Annotated in this window: 15 protein-coding genes, 1 tRNA gene and 1 pseudogene; 10 read left to right on the forward strand and 7 right to left on the reverse strand. The window is 39.6% G+C overall.

Annotation, left to right across the window (positions count from 1 at the left end; genetic code table 11):
• The first annotated feature begins 7 nt into the window (after positions 1 to 7).
• On the forward strand, positions 8 to 1,594 hold the full coding sequence (locus WA1_RS46240; RefSeq protein WP_017744869.1) for a serine/threonine protein kinase: 1,587 nt from the start codon (positions 8 to 10) through the stop codon (positions 1,592 to 1,594).
• Between the two features lie 77 nt (positions 1,595 to 1,671).
• Entirely contained in the window at positions 1,672 to 3,165 is a 1,494-nt protein-coding gene (locus WA1_RS46245; RefSeq protein WP_017744870.1) for a serine/threonine protein kinase, read from the forward strand.
• 405 nt (positions 3,166 to 3,570) lie between these two features.
• On the opposite strand, the pseudogene WA1_RS46250 reads toward WA1_RS46245, so the two are convergent.
• The 3 genes and pseudogenes from WA1_RS46250 to WA1_RS57810 all read right to left on the reverse strand — a co-directional run.
• A pseudogene (locus WA1_RS46250) lies at positions 3,571 to 3,873 on the reverse strand (DUF1822 family protein); the annotation flags it as partial.
• 140 nt (positions 3,874 to 4,013) lie between these two features.
• On the reverse strand, positions 4,014 to 4,640 hold the full coding sequence (locus WA1_RS46255; RefSeq protein WP_017744872.1) for a COP23 domain-containing protein: 627 nt from the start codon (positions 4,638 to 4,640) through the stop codon (positions 4,014 to 4,016).
• A 121-nt stretch (positions 4,641 to 4,761) separates the two neighbouring features.
• A complete protein-coding gene (locus tag WA1_RS57810) occupies positions 4,762 to 4,938 on the reverse strand; it encodes a hypothetical protein (protein WP_017744873.1) in 177 nt (58 codons plus the stop codon).
• A gap of 297 nt (positions 4,939 to 5,235) precedes the next feature.
• Here WA1_RS57810 and WA1_RS46260 point away from each other — a divergent pair, with 297 nt between their 5' ends.
• From WA1_RS46260 to WA1_RS46295, 8 genes are all read left to right on the forward strand, one after another.
• Positions 5,236 to 5,577, forward strand: a complete 342-nt coding sequence (locus tag WA1_RS46260; RefSeq protein WP_017744874.1) for a hypothetical protein — start codon at positions 5,236 to 5,238, stop codon at positions 5,575 to 5,577.
• A 118-nt stretch (positions 5,578 to 5,695) separates the two neighbouring features.
• Complete coding sequence (locus WA1_RS46265; protein ID WP_017744875.1) at positions 5,696 to 6,382, forward strand: hypothetical protein; 687 nt, start codon at positions 5,696 to 5,698, stop codon at positions 6,380 to 6,382.
• 324 nt (positions 6,383 to 6,706) lie between these two features.
• Positions 6,707 to 8,155: a DUF4407 domain-containing protein gene (locus WA1_RS46270; RefSeq protein ID WP_017744876.1), complete on the forward strand. Its 1,449-nt coding sequence runs from the start codon at positions 6,707 to 6,709 to the stop codon at positions 8,153 to 8,155.
• 561 nt (positions 8,156 to 8,716) lie between these two features.
• Positions 8,717 to 8,790 (forward strand) — tRNA-Asp (locus WA1_RS46275).
• A 118-nt stretch (positions 8,791 to 8,908) separates the two neighbouring features.
• Positions 8,909 to 10,354 (forward strand): glutamate--tRNA ligase, encoded by a 1,446-nt coding sequence (gltX, locus tag WA1_RS46280; RefSeq protein ID WP_017744877.1) that lies wholly within the window; start codon positions 8,909 to 8,911, stop codon positions 10,352 to 10,354.
• 198 nt (positions 10,355 to 10,552) lie between these two features.
• On the forward strand, positions 10,553 to 11,074 hold the full coding sequence (locus tag WA1_RS46285; protein WP_017744878.1) for a hypothetical protein: 522 nt from the start codon (positions 10,553 to 10,555) through the stop codon (positions 11,072 to 11,074).
• A gap of 310 nt (positions 11,075 to 11,384) precedes the next feature.
• Positions 11,385 to 13,271, forward strand: a complete 1,887-nt coding sequence (gene ftsH2, locus WA1_RS46290) for an ATP-dependent zinc metalloprotease FtsH2 (protein ID WP_017744879.1) — start codon at positions 11,385 to 11,387, stop codon at positions 13,269 to 13,271.
• 1,094 nt (positions 13,272 to 14,365) lie between these two features.
• Complete coding sequence (locus WA1_RS46295; protein ID WP_017744880.1) at positions 14,366 to 15,607, forward strand: FG-GAP repeat domain-containing protein; 1,242 nt, start codon at positions 14,366 to 14,368, stop codon at positions 15,605 to 15,607.
• 178 nt (positions 15,608 to 15,785) lie between these two features.
• Here WA1_RS46295 and WA1_RS46300 read toward each other — a convergent pair whose 3' ends face one another.
• The 4 genes from WA1_RS46300 to WA1_RS46315 form a co-directional block, all read right to left on the reverse strand.
• Entirely contained in the window at positions 15,786 to 16,418 is a 633-nt protein-coding gene (locus WA1_RS46300) for a Uma2 family endonuclease (RefSeq protein ID WP_017744881.1), read from the reverse strand.
• A gap of 411 nt (positions 16,419 to 16,829) precedes the next feature.
• Entirely contained in the window at positions 16,830 to 18,068 is a 1,239-nt protein-coding gene (coaBC, locus tag WA1_RS46305) for a bifunctional phosphopantothenoylcysteine decarboxylase/phosphopantothenate--cysteine ligase CoaBC (protein ID WP_017744882.1), read from the reverse strand.
• 150 nt (positions 18,069 to 18,218) lie between these two features.
• Positions 18,219 to 18,431, reverse strand: coding sequence for a protein IsiD (isiD, locus tag WA1_RS46310; protein ID WP_017744883.1), 213 nt, complete (start codon positions 18,429 to 18,431; stop codon positions 18,219 to 18,221).
• A 207-nt stretch (positions 18,432 to 18,638) separates the two neighbouring features.
• Positions 18,639 to 19,295, reverse strand: coding sequence for an alpha/beta hydrolase (locus WA1_RS46315; protein ID WP_017744884.1), 657 nt, complete (start codon positions 19,293 to 19,295; stop codon positions 18,639 to 18,641).
• Positions 19,296 to 19,419: the final 124 nt, after the last annotated feature.

The following is a 19,419-nucleotide window of genomic DNA, read 5'->3' on the forward strand; positions in this document are numbered from 1 at the left end:
AGTGGTAATGACCAAAACAGATGTAGATGGATATATCGGACATTTTTTAAACAATCGCTATCTCATCAAAGATGTGATCGGTAGAGGCGGTATGGGCAAAGTTTACCTTGCGGAGGATGCAGCAAAAGGCGGTATGCCAGTTGCGGTGAAAGTTTTATCTTTAAGTTTGGTAAATCAGCAAATGTCTCAACGCTTTGCTAGAGAAATTTTTATTGGTGCTCAATTAGGGCGTAAAAGTAAACATATTGTGCGTGTATTAAGTTATGGTGTTACCGATAATCAAGTACCATTTTATGTAATGGAGTATCTCCAAGGTAAAAATTTAAAGGATATTTTAAAAACTAAAAAATTGATGATAGCAGATTTTGTAGAACTTTGTTATCAAATATGTTTGGGTTTGCAATGTGCTCATCAAGGAGTGAGTTATAAAGGAGATATTTATCCTGTTATCCATCGAGATATTAAACCTGAAAATATATTTATTACTGAAGATGCAAAATCTAACTTAATCGTAAAAATTCTTGATTTTGGCATTGCAAAGTTTTTAACAGAGCGTTCTGGGCTAACGCTGACTGATTCATTTGTTGGAAGTCTTCCTTACTGTTCCCCAGAACATATGGAAGGACGCAAACTACTAGATGTGCGTTCAGATATTTACAGTTTGGGAGTTTTGATGTACGAGATGCTTACGGGAAAACACCCGTTTAGCACAAAGGCTCAATCGTTTGGCAATTGGTATCAAGCTCATCGGTTTCAACCACCGCCACCTTTTGAGGAGATGCTTCCTCAGGTCAAAATACCACCAGAATTAAAAAAATTAGTGATGAATTGTTTGGCGAAAGAGGTTAATGCTCGTCCCCAAAGTATCAATCAAGTATTAGAAGCTTTAGAGAAGATTCAACGAAAGATAAATGATGGTATCGAGCAAGATAAAACGCCTAAATCTCCTTCTCCAGTACAATTAATACCCGTAACATCATTGTCAGAAAAAGCTTGCTTGGAGAAAACATGGCCTAAAAACAAACCAATAGCAGCTATTTGTTTTCCTCATCTCCTCCAAACTCAGCAAGGAAGTATAGCAACTTTTTGGGCAATGCTACCTAAGAAAGAGATAACAAAGTTTTTAAATGAAATAAATGGTACGGAATTTATTTATTCCAAAGATTTACATCCCATGCTGTTATGGGTAACAGTCTTATGCGATGGGAAGTTTGAACTAACACGTTGGTTATCTTATTGTTTAGATTTTAAGGATAATAGAAGTCAAAAGATAATACGGCTTTTAGCTGATACTGGCTATTATCATTTACTATTTTTTTCTCTAGAAGAACCCTCTGTTTGTTCTTATGTTATGACTTTATCAATCTCCGCTTCCCAACGTCAGCAGTTGATAGATTGGTTAGAAAACGCTCAAAAATTAACTTTAGGATTTTCCTGTCAAGAGAATAAAAAGGAATTGAAATTACAATATGAAAAAATGAAGCCCGATATACTGCAAAGATTAGCTGTCAATCGACAAGAACAAAAATTAGATGTAAAAAAATGGATGATTAAGTTATTTGATAAATTTTTACATTTTTTAGTATGCCGTTAAATATATGACTTTCATAAAGTGGGTAATATGAATATATCACATAGTTATATATATCGTATGTTTCGGAGGTTGTAAGAGTGAAAAAAAGCGCATTTGCATCTCCAGCCAATATAGGGTTGCTCGCCAATCGTTATCAATTAAAACATTTTATTGGCAGAGGAGGTATGGGTGAAGTTTTTCTAGCAGATGATGTTTTGCTAGGAGGAATACCGGTTGCTATTAAGTTTTTGTCTCAAACTGTTTCAGAGCCAAAGATGGAACAGGATTTTGCACGTGAAGCTCGTATTTGTGCTGCTTTAAGTCAAAAAACCATACATATTGTAAGAGTCACAGACTATGGAGTGAATAAGGATGGGAAGCCCTTTTATGTCATGGAGTATCTATTAGGCAATACATTAAAGGATTTAATTCCCATGTCTTTGCCAATGTTTCTTGCACTTTGCCGTCAAATTTGTTTGGGCTTGCAGTGCGCTCATAATGGCATGGAAATTGATGGTAAAGTTTACCCTTTGGTACATAGAGACATTAAGCCAGCAAATATATTAGTTCTTCCAGATCCTATCTTGGGTCAATTGGTAAAAATTCTGGATTTTGGTATTGCTAAATTTTTAAACTATTCAAATTCAATACGTACAACAACGAAGGGATTTCATGGGACTTTACCTTATTGCTCTCCCGAACAATTAGAGGCTGATGAGTTAGATAATCGCTCTGATATTTACAGTTTAGGAGTGATGATGTTTGAGATGCTTACAGGTGAAAAACCTTGGCAACCAGAAAGTGACTTTTTTGGTGCTTGGTATAAAGCTCATCACTTTGAAAAACCGCGAAACATCACAGATATTAAGCCCAATCTAAAACTGCCAAAAGAACTGAATAGTTTAATTATGGGTTGTCTTGCGAAAGCACCAAGCGATCGCCCTCAAAATCTGACGGCTGTTATTAAAGTCTTGGACAGTCTCGAAGTAGCAGGAATCGGAGACAAGGTGAAACACTCCCCCCCTCACGCCCCCACCTCCAGTTCTGGATTAACTCCAGCAGTAGAACAAGCTTGTAAAATACTTGAGTGGCCCAAAGACAAACCGATTCAGGAAATTGTTTTTCCCCATCTTCTCGAGACTGGAGCGGGAATTGTAACCGCCCTGTTGCTGATGATGCCCAAACACCAAATCAACAGCTATGCATTTTCGACTCGTTACAACCAATTTATCTTTGTTAGATCTCCTCACCCAATGCTTTTATGGGTGACACTGCTTCATAACAAAGAACTGGGTCCAAAATGGCTACCGTGCTATTTGGATATGCAAAAGGTGCAAAATTATAAAATAGTCAATTCCTTAGCCGATCGCGAACGCTATCCTTTGATTTTCTTTACTTTGGAAGCGCCCTACTCATGTGCAAGTGTTATTAGTTGTCATATTGAGACTCTCCAGAGACAGTTACTCAAAAACTGGACAGAGCAGAGTCAGTGCTTACCCCCTTCTTCTGCTGCTGCGCTAAGTAAAGAGTTGCTGAAACAACAGTACAAACTGATGCAACCCCAAATCCTGCATCGCTTAACATTGGATTAGGTAAGTCCTCGTCCAATACTGCGTAGGTTTTGCGTAAAAATCAGAAAATACGTAGGTTGGGTTGAGGAACGAAACCCAACATTTACAAGCATTTGTTGAGTTTCTCCAAGAGTTTTCCCAACCCACAAAAATTCTTATCCGAGTAATATTGAGTCCTCGTCTACTCATAGAACCTACTTTCAACGGGAGTGTATCTGTTGATGGCAATAGTAATACACGAATTGGAGATTGGCATAACTATTTTTGTCTGTAGATGACGAGGGATAATTATGTTAGGACTTACGCACAAGTGAAGGAAAAATAAAACCGCAGAGGCGCAGAGGACACGGAGGAATAGGAGTTGGGGAGGTATTTTGCGTAAGTCCTGTATTATACTCTATTGAGAACTGCTATAACTAAAAAAGTTTAGATAGCAAATTTTTTCACGACTTCTGCCTCTCCTAAACTGACTGTAGCGCTAAATTCTTCGTCAAATACTGCCGTAAAATTCAATTGAATCCAATTATCTCCCAATCTAGAAGTAGCTGTCATTGCTGTTTCTGTATCGTCACTAATGGTTAATCTTACTCCATCGGGCAACTCATTATGTTCGTAAGGATAAACTTGAATGAGAACATCTACTTCTTGGGGAATTTTGGTTGATTTGACATCAAGAACTAGAATTAAAGATGTTATTCCACTTGGCATGGGAAAATCGATTTTTTGACCTCGATTGACTGCTCCGCGATAAAATAAACGTTGTTGTGCTGGATTTAGTACGAGATCGAGTGATCAAACTATTAGTATCATAGGTTCTGCCAGCAATAATTGATAGCAATCGCTCGGACTTGATATCACCCCGTTACCTTCTACTCAAGCCTCGGCGCATTCTTCCAGATTTCTTTCAAATCAATTTCAATATATATTTGAGTTTCACCAGAATTATGTTGGATCGGACCTGCGGAACGACCATTGAAGATATCTTTAAGTTCAGTTAAAAACAATAATGCTTTGTCCTGGGGGCGAAGAGTCATTACTAGATTTTTACAATCACCATTAACTTCAATAGCCGTACAAATGACCTTTTGACCATTCATCTTGCCATTAGTTAAAAATTTTAAAGTTCCTGCTTCATCTGCTTCTTGCATTCGCCGTGAAACTTCATTGCAACGTTTTTCTGGTGTCCAATAATTGTCCATCGGTTTTACCCATTGGACAATCGCACGTTTATCTGAGGATTTCCACGCGATCGTGGTTGGTACTTTTTGCTTTAATTGCTCGTTAAAAGTAGTACCACAAGTAAACTGAGTCTTTTCTGCTGTCTCGGTTGGGGGATCGGGTGATGCTTCTATCTTTGATAACTGACTGCTGGAGACAATAGTAGGTTGTTCTGATTCAGCAACACTTGAACCGAGTAGGTTATTATTGCAACTAGAAATTGTTAAGGAAATAGCTGAAAAAATTGAAACAGAGGTTAACAAAATATATTTATTCATGGTAAGTCAATCGGCGTTAATAAACACAACTTGGCATTAGGGCTGTTAGTCGTTATACCCGTCTCAACATTCGTTTACATTGCTAGGCTTATCTGCGATCGCCTATTTATACACTGTGATATTATTCAATGGTGGCTTTGATTTGGTAGTCGCCAGTTTCTCCGGGTTGAAAAGTTTTGGCTTTGACTACGTAAACCCCATCTTTGGGAAGAGCGATCGCGAGCTTAGCATTAGTATCTTGAGGGGAGATGTCGTTATTTTCGTAAACCTTTTCCGGTTCTTGACCTTCACCATTCAATTGTGGTAAGCAGTATTAGATTTTACATTGAGTTTAGATAAACTTTTGTAGTCTAATTAAAAACCGCTATTTTTTCCAGCCATTTATGTATAAATAATCTCTATTTAAAGAGGATTGGGCGGTAGGAAGAGTGAGCGAAGTCGAAGTCCACTCAGTCAACCTATTAGGGGTTCAGGTCAGACTTTAGCCTTTTATGCCAAGAGAGAGATTTGTTATATTTCTTTACATTTAACTGGGATTGCATAAAACCTCTGTCTCGCTAATGAAGCAATAACAGAAATCTAAATCAACGCGATCGTGAAAATACTACTCGTACTCAAACTCGATGGAGATTTTGCTACTGGATTTGATGTCAATTGGGAAATCAGTCCAGATGGTCAACGCCCTGTTGCTAGCGGAATCAGCAAATTAGCACTAGCACCCACTCTTGATTTAGTACATATATATCAAATTTGGCACGATACCTGTCATCGTTTGGGCGGAAGTAGAATTCAATACATACCCAATCAAATAACTAATGTTCGATATGCTGCTCTAGTGTCAGAGTACAAACAAGCCGCCGCTACTTTATCAAAGTTTGTGAACGATTGGTTAAATCGATCTGCTTTAAGTAAAATTTTGAACATGGATAGAAATTGACGGAGATTTTCGTAAATGGCAAGAACAGTTAAGACATTCTGTCAACCAATGGGTAAAAAGCGATCGAGATGAAGGCGGATTAATTCGAGGTAAAGCTTTAGATAAAGCTCTAGATTGGTTGCAAACAACCTATTCCTCCCAAGTTACTCCCTTAGAGAAAGATTTTATTCGCTGTAGTTTAGCAAAACAAGAACAGGATGTGAGAGCTAAAAAATATTTACAGCTATCGATTTTAGGTGGTTTAACAGTCGTTATAGTTATTGTTTCTACACTCTGGAAGCAAGCAGAAAGTCAAAGACAATTAGCAGTAAGTCATAATATTAAATCCTTGACTAATCATGCAGAATTATTGTTGAGGGCTGGGAGCCAATTAGAGGTATTAAAACAAGCCCAAACAGCCGTAAACCAAATAATGAAAGAAGGTCAATTAAGTAGTCAAATCACTCTTCCTGCGATCGCTAGTAAGACTAAAGATAAGCTATCAAAAGTTACACTTTGGTCGTATCATGGTAAATTCATCCGTACTTTGGATGCAGCAACTGGTATAGCCACCCTAACATTTAGTCAAGATGGAGAAGTCTTATTAACTGGAAATGAAACAGGAGAATTGCAATTTTGGAATCTAGCTGGTGAGTTATTAAAGACTATGAAATATTCTCATCATGGACTCTATGAAATCTTCAAGGTCAAGTTTAGATCTGGCGATCGAGAACTTACTGCAGTCGATATTTTTTCGGCTCGCGCCATCAGTCTTAACTTGAATTTACAACAACTACAAGAACAAGCCAACAATTGGCAAAAATAGATTGAAATTAACTTAAACAATAGATTCTAATCTTATGCATTATAGATTGAGGTTATTGTAGTATTGTCTTTAATTGTAGCTTGTCAATCTCCAAGTTAAAAATTAAATCTTTGTTTTGCAGAATTTATTGCTCTTCTTTCAGATAACTAAATATAGCAATCCTTAATTAACCAGAAACTATTCTTGGAATGGACAGAAAGCACCACTCCTACTAAATCATGTAGTTGTTTGTAACTTAAATAGGATTGCTATAACAGTCATTCTATTTCTGAAACAGAATAGCAAATTAACAAATTCAATTTGTGTAGAATTTTGAGTTTACCTATGAATATCTATCACCGTAGCAACTTTGGACGCAAATCTGCTCGCTCTATATATCGTAAATCTCAACAGCAGCAAACATCAAGCATAATTAATCCTCAATCATTTAAAGATAAAAAAGATAAAGTTGAGGAATTTTTGATTAGTTTCTGTGCGGCTGCGGATTTCAAGCTCCTTAAAAAACCTGAATTTGAGCGAGAACGTAAAAAATACGTCAGTATCGGTACTTCCGTTATTTTTACCGCTCTACTAGCTAGTTGTTCTGGTGGCTACGCCTTTTTTACCGCTGTTAAGGCAATTAATTTGTCAGTTGGTTTTGGTATTCTCTGGGGAGCCATGATTTTAAATATTGATCGAGCGATGTTAATCAATATGTCTCCTAAATCTGGTAAGCAACCTAATTTCTTTCAAAAATTAGTTGTTGCATCCCCTCGATTATTACTCTCGATTGCGATTGGTGTGATAATTAGTACACCGTTAACTTTAAAAATATTCGAGAAAGAAATTAATGCCCAAATCGAACAAGATTTTGTCAAGGTAGAAAAAGTACAACAAGAAGCGAAAAAAAATGAAATCAACAAAGTTAAAGTCGAGCTAGAAAAAATTGAAAGTAGAATTCAAGAACTAAAGAAAAATAAGACTGCTAAACAAGATGAATTGATTGAGGAAATTCAAGGAAAAATTGGCTCTGGTAAAGAAGGTGAAGGTGCTGCAGCGAAATCTATCAAAGAAAGTATTAAGAAAATTGAAGATGATATTGCCAAAGAAGAAGTCGCTAAAGTAAAAGAGGAGCAAAGAATTCAGCCAGAGATAGAGCAGATCAACCAAAAATACGATCGCGAATCAAATATTCGCAAAGATAGCGATGGTTTTTTGAATCGATTTGCTACCAGAGAAAAAATAAAACATCATAATCCTACAGCGGGTTTAGCTATTCATGGTGTTGAATTTTTATTAATCGCGATTGAGGTTTTTCCCCTACTCATAAAACTCATGTCAAAAGATGGGAACTATGAAGAAGCTATCAAATTAGAACAAGAAAATACTCTGAAAAACATAAAAAAACAGGCAGAAAATAATGTTGAAATTCAAGAAAGACAGCAATTGATTGACTATGAATACCAAACTAACGATCTTGATCGACAAGTCCTTTTAGCTAAAAGTGCTAAAGACCCTCAAAGCTTTAATATATTATTGAAAATGTTTGAATTAGATTCACTCAAGCTAGATCTTTACAATAAATTGCTGGATAAACTGATTGAATCTATTAATCGGCATAACACCAGCCAACAAGACTTTGACTCCATCATCTCAATCTATGGTAACAGTTTAAGCGATCACGAGCGAGCCACCTATGCCGATCTTTTCGCACAGTTACAGAAACTGAGTCAAAAAGATTTACAACGCACGATTACTTTACTCAAATCGGTATCACCCCAACAAACCGCTTGATTGTTACAATCATTGTTTACGAATGCTACTTACATCTTGCACTCTTTGGGGATCTCCTTACGGAGACGCTCTCGTTGCTATCGCGACACGCTTTGCAAATGCGATACTGAAGACTATGCCTCTCATGCTACTTTCGTCAGGAGCATCCCAATGAGTGTAAAAATATCAAGCGATATTCGTAATTGCGGCTATACAAACAAAATCCGCAAGGCAATCACTACTTCTTAGCCTGCGCAGGCAGGCTTTGTTTGTATAGCCCTAGAATTCTATTCTAAGGGCAATTTACAAAAACGAGATACATCCCTTTCGTGCTACGCACACGCGAGATCACCATATCTTAACAAGTAAAAAACCGAGTTTCTGAACGAAAAATCAAGGATTACAGATTATACGTTTGCACTCGTACTTGGTTTTTGGAGTTGGTGTAAGATCTAAGTAAGGTTAAAATCAAGTCTATACAAAGCTTTCTCAATCCAAAATCCAAAATCCAAAATCCAAAATCCAAAATCCCTTGACAACTGGCTAGCTGTTAGGCATAATTAATAAAGTGAGAAAAAACAAGGGACTGTAGTTCAATTGGTTAGAGCACCGCCCTGTCACGGCGGAAGTTGCGGGTTCGAGCCCCGTCAGTCCCGTTAAATTATACAAGAAACAAGTGCTGAGTACTAAATTGAAAGTAATTTGGAATCAGCGCTTGTTTTTTATAGTGGTATAAGCTACAAAGTTGTGCGTTAGATAAAGAGAGAAATTCCTGTGACTGTTAGAGTCCGTATTGCTCCCAGCCCAACTGGGAATTTACACATTGGTACAGCAAGGACAGCCGTCTTTAATTGGTTGTTCGCCCGCCACCATGGCGGTCAATTTATCCTGCGGATAGAAGATACAGATGTCGAGCGATCGCGTCCCGAATATACAGATAATATCCTGGAGGGATTGCGCTGGCTGGGGCTGACCTGGGATGAAGGACCATTTTTTCAAACTGAGCGTTTGGAAATATACAAACAAGCAGTCAAAACACTTTTAGATAAGGGATTGGCTTATCGCTGCTATACCACCTCAGAAGAATTGGAAGCACTCAGAGAAGCGCAGAAAGCCAGAGGAGAAGCTCCCCGTTACGATAATCGTCACCGAAATCTCACACCAGAACAAGAAGCAGCTTTTAAAGCAGAAGGGCGCAACTTTGTCATTCGGTTCAAAATTGATGACGATCGCGAAATTGTTTGGAACGACTTAGTCCGTGGCAAGATGGTTTGGCGGGGGAACGATCTGGGCGGTGATATGGTCATTGCTCGTGCAGCCGCAGATGATATCGGTGTAGCCCTGTACAACTTTGCTGTTGTCATTGATGACATGGATATGCAAATCACCCATGTGATTCGAGGCGAAGACCATATTGCTAACACTGCCAAACAAATACTTATATATGAAGCTTTCGGTGCTAAAGTACCAGAGTTTGCTCACGCACCCCTGATTCTTAACCAAGAAGGACGCAAGCTTTCTAAGCGAGATGGAGTGACATCTATTTTTGACTTTAAGCAAATGGGTTTTACATCTGAGGCGCTGGTGAATTACATGACTTTGTTGGGATGGTCTCCCCCAGACTCAACTCAGGAACTTTTCACCTTAGAGGAAGCAGCCAAAGTGTTTGGCTTTGAGCGAGTCAATAAAGCAGGAGCAAAATTTGATTGGGCAAAATTGGACTGGATTAACAGTCAGTACATTCACAATATGCCTGTTGATAAGCTGACAGATCTAGTAATAGCCTGTTGGGAAGAAGCTGGATACCAATTAACGAGAGGACGCGATCGCCCTTGGTTGGAACAGTTAGTCACTTTAATTGGTCCGAGTCTGACTCGCCTTACAGATGCTGTCTCAATTTCGCGACTCTTTTTTGTAGACACAGTTGAATTTAGCGAGGAAGCACAGGCACAATTAAAGCAAGAAGGTTCTGCTGCAACTCTCAAGTGGATTGTAGACGCTTTGGAGAATCAGCAGTTGACAGAAGCTAGCGCTCAAGAACTGATTAAGCAGGTCGTTAAGGAGAAAAACGTCAAAAAAGGTTTGGTCATGCGTTCTCTCAGGGCTGGTTTAACAGGAGATTTGCACGGTCCCGATCTCATCCAATCCTGGTTGCTGCTCAATCAAATTGGTTTAGATAAGTCCCGCTTGCTTCAAGCAGTCTCAATGATGAAGTTTTGATGGGTTAAGTTGGCTAGATCCCCGACTTCTTTGAGAAGTCGGGGATCTGGCAAGTTCATAGTACTTCTTTTGGTTGATTGACAGTCCGGAACGTTTTTATAACTTTTTTGTAAAAAAGTGAGTTACATACCCTCGTATTGGGAACTTCTTATGTAAAATTAACGTCACTTGAAGTACTTAAGAACATATGTAATTCAGATGCTGGCAAAAGTTATAAATCTGGGAATAAGAATTTCTTTGGTACTCGCGACACTAGCGATCGCCTCAGTAAATACTATGACAGCCGATGCTCAACAAGAAACACCACCTCCCATTTTCGGAGATATGATTATTGGAAATAAAGTTTCTCCAGATCCGATGACAGTTCGCGGTATGAGTGGCGGTTCCATATCAGGGAAGCAACTGGTTGGGAAAGGAGAAACTCCCACAGGACCGTGTACGGGATTTTTTGATGAAAAACCAGACCATACGTTAGAGTTAACAAATAAGTTTGACTACTTAAAACTGCAAGTAGAAAGCCCAGAGGATACGACTTTAATCATTCAAGGTCCTGGAGGCGTTTGGTGCAATGACGATTTTGAAAACAAAAATCCCGGTATTCTCGGTGAGTGGTTGCCAGGAAGCTACAATATTTGGATTGGTTCCTATACAAAAGACAAGTATCTTCCTTACACGCTACGCATTACACAGTCAAGTAAATCAGTAACAAATGACAAATGACCAGTGACCAGTGACCAGTAGGCAAGGAATAGATCCTGACGAAATTTAATAAAAAAGGACTTAAGGGACTGAACTTAGCATTGGGTATAGATCTTGTATGGAAATGTCGTGAGTCAAGTGTGGTTTCACGCCATCTCAATATAGGACAAGAGACCAAAATTAAGTTAAATTTAATTAAGATTATTAATGTTGTCTCAGTTCTTGCAACTCACCAAAGTTGGTGGGGAGCTCTCGCTGTGACACATAAATATAAAAACACGATTTAAAAGCTCTATTTTTGGGCTGCTGCACTATCTAGAGGCAAACAAAAATGAAATTTTCCTGGAGAGTTCTAGTACTCTGGACATTGCCAGCATTGGTAATTGGCTTTTTCTTCTGGCAAGGTGCATTTTCCGGTGCTCCAACTGACCTAAGTAAGAACACAGCCAGTACTCGCATGACTTATGGTCGCTTTCTAGAATATTTAGACGCCAATCGGGTGACTGGCGTTGATTTATATGAAGGCGGTAGAACGGCAATTGTGGAAGCTGTCGATCCAGAATTGGATAACCGCGTACAGAGAGTGCGGGTAGACTTACCATCCAATGCTCCTGAGTTGATTAGAAAACTTAAAGATAAAGGAGTGAGTTTTGATGCTCACCCCATGCGAAATGATGGAGCAATTTGGGGACTGTTGGGTAATCTTGTTTTTCCTGTCTTATTGATTACCGGTTTGTTTTTCCTGTTCCGCCGTTCTAGCAACCTACCAGGTGGTCCCGGACAAGCGATGAACTTCGGTAAATCAAGAGCACGCTTCCAAATGGAGGCAAAAACCGGAATCAAATTTGATGATGTTGCCGGTATTGAAGAAGCTAAAGAGGAACTGCAAGAAGTTGTCACCTTCCTGAAACAGCCAGAGAAATTTACTGCAGTTGGCGCACGCATTCCCAAAGGAGTGCTGCTAGTTGGACCTCCAGGAACAGGTAAAACACTGTTGGCAAAAGCGATCGCAGGTGAAGCTGGCGTACCGTTCTTTAGCATTTCTGGTTCGGAATTTGTCGAAATGTTTGTTGGGGTCGGTGCTTCTCGAGTCCGCGATCTGTTTAAAAAAGCCAAAGATAATGCTCCTTGTATCATCTTTATTGATGAAATTGACGCCGTAGGACGTCAGCGAGGTGCGGGAATCGGTGGTGGAAATGATGAACGCGAGCAAACCCTCAACCAATTGCTGACCGAAATGGATGGTTTTGAGGGTAACACTGGTATCATTATTATTGCTGCGACAAACCGTCCTGATGTATTAGACGCAGCCCTGTTGCGTCCAGGACGTTTTGATAGACAAGTGATTGTGGATGCGCCCGACATCAAAGGACGTTTGGAAATTTTAAAAGTCCACGCCCGCAACAAGAAACTAGACCCAAGCGTTTCTTTAGAAGCTATTGCCCGTCGCTGTCCTGGATTTACTGGTGCAGACTTAGCTAACTTGCTCAACGAAGCGGCTATTCTTACCGCAAGACGCCGTAAAGATGCCATCACCAATGCAGAAATTGATGATGCTGTAGACCGGGTTGTAGCTGGTATGGAAGGTACACCATTAGTGGATAGCAAGAGCAAGCGTTTGATTGCCTATCACGAAATAGGACACGCGATCGTAGGTACATTGCTGAAAGACCACGATCCAGTCCAAAAGGTGACCCTGATTCCACGGGGACAAGCACAAGGTTTAACCTGGTTTATTCCTAGTGAAGATCAAGGGCTGATTACGCGATCGCAACTCAAAGCCAGAATTACTGGTGCTCTGGGTGGTCGTGCTGCAGAAGACATCATCTTTGGTGCTGCTGAAGTTACCACTGGTGCAGGCGGCGACTTGCAACAAGTCACCGGAATGGCAAGGCAAATGGTGACACGATTTGGAATGTCTGACTTAGGTCCAGTGTCCTTAGAAAGTCAAACAGGAGAGGTTTTCTTAGGTCGTGATTGGATGACCAGATCTGAATATTCAGAATCCATTGCCGCTCGGATTGATGGTCAAGTTCGCGTCATTGTAGACGAGTGCTACCAATCATCGAAAAAGATTGTACGGGATAATCGTACTGTCATGGATAGATTGGTAGATTTACTGATTGAGAAAGAAACCATTGACGGTGAAGAATTCCGGCAAATTGTAGCTGAATACACAACTGTTCCTGAAAAGCAACAGTATATTCCTACTCTTTAATCTCACTTTCTTCTCAGCTTATCTAATTATAGTAGGGTGGGCACTGCCCACCTTTTAATGTTGGTGGGCAGTGTCCCAATACGGTTCAGTTAAGGCTAAAAGCGTTACATTAATCCCGAAAACCCGGTTTCTTCGAGTTAAGTAGGGCTTGCTGAATTAGATTATAAGCTAGACTAGATAAGGGTTTTCAGCTTTTTTCTCCAAAAAAAGTGCAAGAAAATAGCATTTAGAGTCTGAAAATCCTTGCACTTTTTGTGGAAAATCCTTGGGAAAATTTGAAAACTCAGCGATGAACTGACTATTTTTCAAGCTGAGCAGCTTCTAAATTTACTTTGTAGACTTTTTCAGCAGACCCTAAGTATACGAGATATCAAGCTTTCCGACAGCGAGAAACCGGGTTTTTTGCCTACTTTTTGACTATTGTACCGTCGCTCTAGATAAAGCGCTCACAGAGGAGAAGGAAAACAATCATTTTATGGTTGACTCCGGTAAACTACGTTTTTTGGTTACACGAGAGCAAGTTAGCTAGGGGAGAGTGTCGTTAGGCGGGTGGGGTAAATTTGGGAATTATAATTAATTAAGCGGACATGATATTAGTGATTGTATTGCTATTAAACATTTTTATTATCTTTTAATTGCACAATAAATGGGATCATCCCAAATTTGCAAAAGTCTGCAAGAATAGAATTCTCTTGCTATACAAACAAAGTCCACCTACGTGGATTTCGTATTCAGTCCTTGTCTTGCGGACGAGCGCTTGTATAGCCGTGATTTCCAATCACAAGCGTGTTTTTTCCAAATTGGGATGCTCCCCAATAAATCTGCAATAAATATTTCATATTTAAAAATCTAGGATGGGCAATGCCCACTACATATATTTCAAAATTTAGTGTTTTTATAATATAAAAAATAAACACACTAAAATGTTAACACATAACATTTAAACCATAAAAACTAACTATAATCTTCGTTTTTTACTAACATTTTGAGAACAAAAGAAAAAATGAAAAATACATTGAATCTGTTAACGATTAACATAAGTGATAAAAAAAATGGGTTAAAAAATGGATGAACACTAATAATAACGAAACATCATGACGGGATCTCTCGATACAACTATCAAGACAAATATTTCTAATACCTCCCCTATTAATGACAGCCAAAGCAACCAATATGTTGGCGTAACAAACGATTTAAATACTCAGAGTTTTTATGGCTCTTCAGAATCATCTTTGGAATCAGGATTAATACCCGATAACATTCTTACTCCATCGAAAAACGCCAATCCCCTCATGACCAGTTCCGCAATTTTTGCTGATTTTAATGGTGATGGGAAGAACGATAAGCTCTGGTATAACACTCAGACTGGAGAAACCGCTCTTTGGTTGATGGATGGTAGCAATATTCTTGCTGAAGCTTCTCTTAAAACATTGGTTCCTGGCGCAACATTGAATATTGCTGATTTCAATGCTGATAACAAAACCGATCTCCTCATACACAATTCTCAAACAGGCGAAAGCACTATTTGGGTCATGGATGGGACAACAATTGTCTCCGAGGCTCCTCTAACGCCGTTAACTGGTGGATGGAGTCCTACCCTTGTTGATTTTAACGGCGACAGCAAAACTGATATTTTCTGGCGCAACACTCAAACAGGCGAAAACAAAGCTTGGTTGATGGATGGCACCAGTGTCATATCTGAAGCTGCTTTAGAGACTTTTGATACAAATTGGACAGCTAAAGCAGGCTTTTTCAACGGTGATACCAATACAGACATTTTGTGGCGCAATAATACAACCGGCGAGAATATCATTTGGTCTATGAATGGTACAACTGCCTCTGCATCTGTAGCGCCTACTCTGGGTACAGAATGGGAAATTGCTAGCTTTGGCGATTTTAACTTTGGTCTTCAGACTTTCGAGACTGATATTGTCTGGCGCAATACTGCAACTGGAGAGAACAAAGTTTGGCTATTCGATGATGGAAACGTTGTCACTGATGCTGCCTTACCTACACTTGCTGGTTCTGGTTGGAAGTCTTTAATTGGTGATTTCGACGGCAATGGCAATACCGATATCTTCTGGTACAACGAAGAAACGGGCGAGAATAAAGTTTGGACAATGGATGGTGCAACTGTAACCAGTGACGTTTCTCTACAAACTCAAAGCCCTGGTGCTGCTTGGAAAGCTAGTATTTCTGATGTCAATGGAGATGGCAAATCTGACATCTTCTGGCGGAATTATCAAACAGGCGAGAACAAGGTTTGGACAATGGATGGTACTACCTATAGTGAATCTCCTGTCGCAACACGTTCTCCTGAGTGGTATACCGCTTAATAATTCAGTAGTTTGCTAAATTAATCTTGCGGGTTAAGTTGGCTCAGATACCTCAGATCCCCCACTTCTCAAAGAAGTCGGGGATCTTGCAGCCTATCTGTAGAATCTCTATGGGACATATTAAGAACGCCCACTCCACAAGATGTAGTCTACTACTTCCTTTCAGCTAAAAGATTACTTATCTAAACGTTAATTGCCCTCCAGCTTGAAAAATTTGTTCAGCAGTCACATTCAATTCTGGGAAAGCTAGCGACACAATGCGGTCATTATCTCTAAACAGTCGAACTTGATATTCTTCACCTACTAATTGATAAACAGAAATCGTTGGCTGTTTTGGATTGCCAATAAATTTTTGACCACCTAGCCCCAAATAATCTACTATCCAATATTCTTTTATTCCTATGTCTTCATATTCACCAAGCTTTTTATGATAGTCATCGCGCCAGTTAGTGCTGACAACTTCAATAACTAAAGGAATTGAATCAGCTAGCTCGACGGTTGAATATTGTTCCCATAACTGTTCCAATGCCAAGGCTGGAAGGTTTAACAGTAGTACATCAGGGGAATAACAGGATTCGCTACTAGGGGACTGAATTAATGCTGTTTTAGGAATGAAATAAGGGAAATTTAATCGGTCATATTCAAGCGTTAGCAAACGTATTAAAAAACCTATAATGACTTCATGCTTCCCTATAGGCTGTGCCATTTCAACAATTGCTCCATTGTGTAGTTCATATCGTTTACTTGAGTTTTCTGGATACCATTCCAGAAAATCCCTAATTGTTATTGGCTTTCTTAAAGCTTGTGTCATCTAAAACCTCCTATTTATAAGCTTTTAGTTTTTGTAGAGCTTAGCTATAAATACAACACTTTTTACCACTATATCTCAGAGGATGTTTGTAAAGTTCTAATTTATACTAGTTCTAGCGATTAGAAATCGCACGGCAGGTGCTACAACGGGGGAAACCCCCGCAACGCACTGCCTCGACTATACAAGCGAAACCCACCTACGTGGGTTTCAAAACCTTAATTTCTCGTTAGTCCGCGTAGGCGGACGAGCGTTTGTATAGTCGCGAATTATATGAGACCAAAACTTTTAAAACATCCTCTTATATAGCCGCGAATTCTATTCGCTAGGTATTTTTCCAAAATTGGGATGCTCCTTCCCTACCGATACATCTCTAATAGTTCACCACATTCATTTTAATAAGCTGATAAACTACTAGTTGCTTTGCAATAAATCAAAAATATGATGAGCCATTTGTAATTTGGAACAAGGAGGAATCTCCAACTGTCGTCCTTGCTTATCTAAAAAAATGGCTTGATTGCTGTCACCACCAAACCCACTCCCCGGTTCATCGATTGGATTAGCGACGATCGCATCTAAATTTTTCCTGTTTAATTTCTCTAATGCTGGCTTGACTATATCCCCTGTTTGTGCTGCAAATCCAATTAAACGCTGATGGGGTTGTTTGAGTTGTGCTAATTCAGCAACAATATCCGGTACGGGTTCTAGAGGTAAGGCTTCAGGAAGCTCTTTCTTTGCTAATTTCTCTTGACTGTAATCTCTTGGCTTAACATCTGCTACTGCTGCTGACATAATAATAACATCTGCATTTGGCAAACACCTCACCATATGCGATCGCATTTCTTCGGCACTCACAACAGGAATTGCCTTAACGCCCAAAGGAATATCCCAACTAGCCGAACCGTGTACCAGCGTCACATTTGCGCCTCGGTGAAGTGCTGCTTGTGCTAACGCTAACCCCATTTTTCCAGTAGAAGGATTGCCAATAAATCTGACTGGATCGAGATACTCTCGCGTTCCACCAGCACTAATCAAAACCTGCTTTCCTGCTAAATCTGTTTGCCCTGCAGTATGTAGCAACGATTGGACGTAAGCGGCAATCTCCCAAGGTTCTGCCATTCTACCCGCCCCAACGCGATCGCATGCCAGCAATCCCGATCCTGTTCCGATCCCATGAAATCGTTGCTCTGTTAAAAGTTGCTGCCAGTTCCTCTGTACAACTGTTTGCTCCCACATATCAGTATTCATTGCTGGGGCTAACAGTACCGGACACTTAGAAGCCAAAACAGTGTTTGTCAGCAAATTGTCAGCCAAACCATAAACTAACTTTGCCAACGTATTTGCCGTCAAAGGAGCAATTAAAATCAGATCTGCCCACTCTCCCAAATCTATATGTAATGGGCGAGAGCGATCGGATTGCCAAAAAGCTTCATCTGTGTAAGCTGGATGACGAGAAAGCGTTGCCAGAGTTAAAGGCGTGATAAATTTTTGTGCTGAATTTGTGAGAATAACTTTCACTTCCACACCACTTTTAAACAGTGTAGATACAACCTCACAGATTTTATAAGCTGCTATACCGCCGCCCACGCCTACGATTAATCTTTTCAATTTTGGATTTTGGATGAGTGGATGAGTGGATTTGTCATAAGTCAAGAATCAATAGTTAAGGCTGTTCTGCTTCTTCAATAGACAGATCCAGATATTAATTGTATACAATCCGAATAAAGACGCGCCATGGCGCGTCTCTACATTGTTTTTTGGAGATGTTCAATCCAAAATCATCAATCTAAAATCCACGCATCGTTACGCTTCATCATATGGTTCTAGATCTAACAGATGAATGTATGGTTCGACTAACTCAGGGCGTTGGAAAGCGATCGCCCGGAGGAGATGCCAATCATTCAAACCCTCAAAAGCGCCACTGTAGTTATCTTGTTCTAGACGTGTTGCTAATTCTTCCACCTCTTGTGGAGTCATAGCAGCAATGTCTTTCTTAGAAATGCTTAGAGTTGTCATTGTCCTCGCCCCTCCCTTTTGCAGCATTCGCCAACAGCATGGGTTTTAGTTGCGATCGTCGCAGCCACCCAATATATATTACTCATTCAAAAGAGTAGTTTTCGTGAAATTATTCAGGATTTCTACCCGATTTTGTAAAAATTTTGTAATCTCAACAACACAATCTTTAAATTCAAGCCAAATTGTGGGGTTTAAGAAATCCAGTGCTTAAGTATTAGCAACTATAAAATTGCGTAATAGCTCTAGCATTTCCGGACGGATTTCATGACCTATGTCAAATTCATGGTAGTCAACTGCGAACCCAGAAGATTCTAGAGTTTGCCTTGCTATAACTGCTGCTTGCAGTGGCACAACTGTATCTTGTGTGCCATGCATAATTAAAACTGGAGGTAGAGGTGCATTTGTGGAGATGTTTGAAGAAGAATCATTTTGTGTTTCATCTTTTTTTGCAACCGGATGTAAATATCCACTCATGGAAATTAACCCAGCCAGAGGTAGCGTGACTCCCACATCCAAAGTCATTGCGCCACCTTGAGAAAAACCACTCAAAATTGTGCGAGATAAAGGCACACCCGTGCTACTTTCTAAAGATTTCAACCAATCTATTAGCTGTTGGCGACTTTCTAACAATCCTTGATACAAATTTTCCGTTTGCAGGTCATACCAAGCTCTTCCTATAGCAGAATAAGGATAAGGATACGGCGCATTAGGAAATATGAATTGATACTCAGGTAACCTAAAAAAAGGTAAAAGATATGCCACATCCTCAGCATTTGCTCCCCACCCATGTAAAGTCACAATTAGACCTTTTGGAGGCTGGTCTATTTTTGGAGGTATGTTGATAAATTGTAAAGTAGAAGTCATGAGTCAAGAATTAACGCTCAACAGTCAATAGTTAATAGTCAGTGGTTTAGTGCTCAACAGTCAATAGGTAGGACAAAGGGCATGCAACAAAAGAGAGAAAATTTTGTATCTTTAAACTCTATCT

Source organism: Scytonema hofmannii PCC 7110, from assembly GCF_000346485.2.
Taxonomy (GTDB): Bacteria; Cyanobacteriota; Cyanobacteriia; order Cyanobacteriales; family Nostocaceae; genus Scytonema; species Scytonema hofmannii.

What these genes read in the sequence shown, in the direction of transcription:
- isiD (WP_017744883.1), bottom strand. Translation starts at nt 18,431, where the DNA reads ATGACAACTCTAAGCATTTCTAAGAAAGACATTGCTGCTATGACTCCA.
- WA1_RS46315 (WP_017744884.1), bottom strand. Translation starts at nt 19,295, where the DNA reads ATGACTTCTACTTTACAATTTATCAACATACCTCCAAAAATAGACCAG.
- WA1_RS46300 (WP_017744881.1), bottom strand. Translation starts at nt 16,418, where the DNA reads ATGACACAAGCTTTAAGAAAGCCAATAACAATTAGGGATTTTCTGGAA.
- ftsH2 (WP_017744879.1), top strand. Translation starts at nt 11,385, where the DNA reads ATGAAATTTTCCTGGAGAGTTCTAGTACTCTGGACATTGCCAGCATTG.
- WA1_RS46285 (WP_017744878.1), top strand. Translation starts at nt 10,553, where the DNA reads ATGCTGGCAAAAGTTATAAATCTGGGAATAAGAATTTCTTTGGTACTC.
- WA1_RS46270 (WP_017744876.1), top strand. Translation starts at nt 6,707, where the DNA reads ATGAATATCTATCACCGTAGCAACTTTGGACGCAAATCTGCTCGCTCT.
- WA1_RS46295 (WP_017744880.1), top strand. Translation starts at nt 14,366, where the DNA reads ATGACGGGATCTCTCGATACAACTATCAAGACAAATATTTCTAATACC.
- WA1_RS46255 (WP_017744872.1), bottom strand. Translation starts at nt 4,640, where the DNA reads ATGAATAAATATATTTTGTTAACCTCTGTTTCAATTTTTTCAGCTATT.
- WA1_RS46240 (WP_017744869.1), top strand. Translation starts at nt 8, where the DNA reads ATGACCAAAACAGATGTAGATGGATATATCGGACATTTTTTAAACAAT.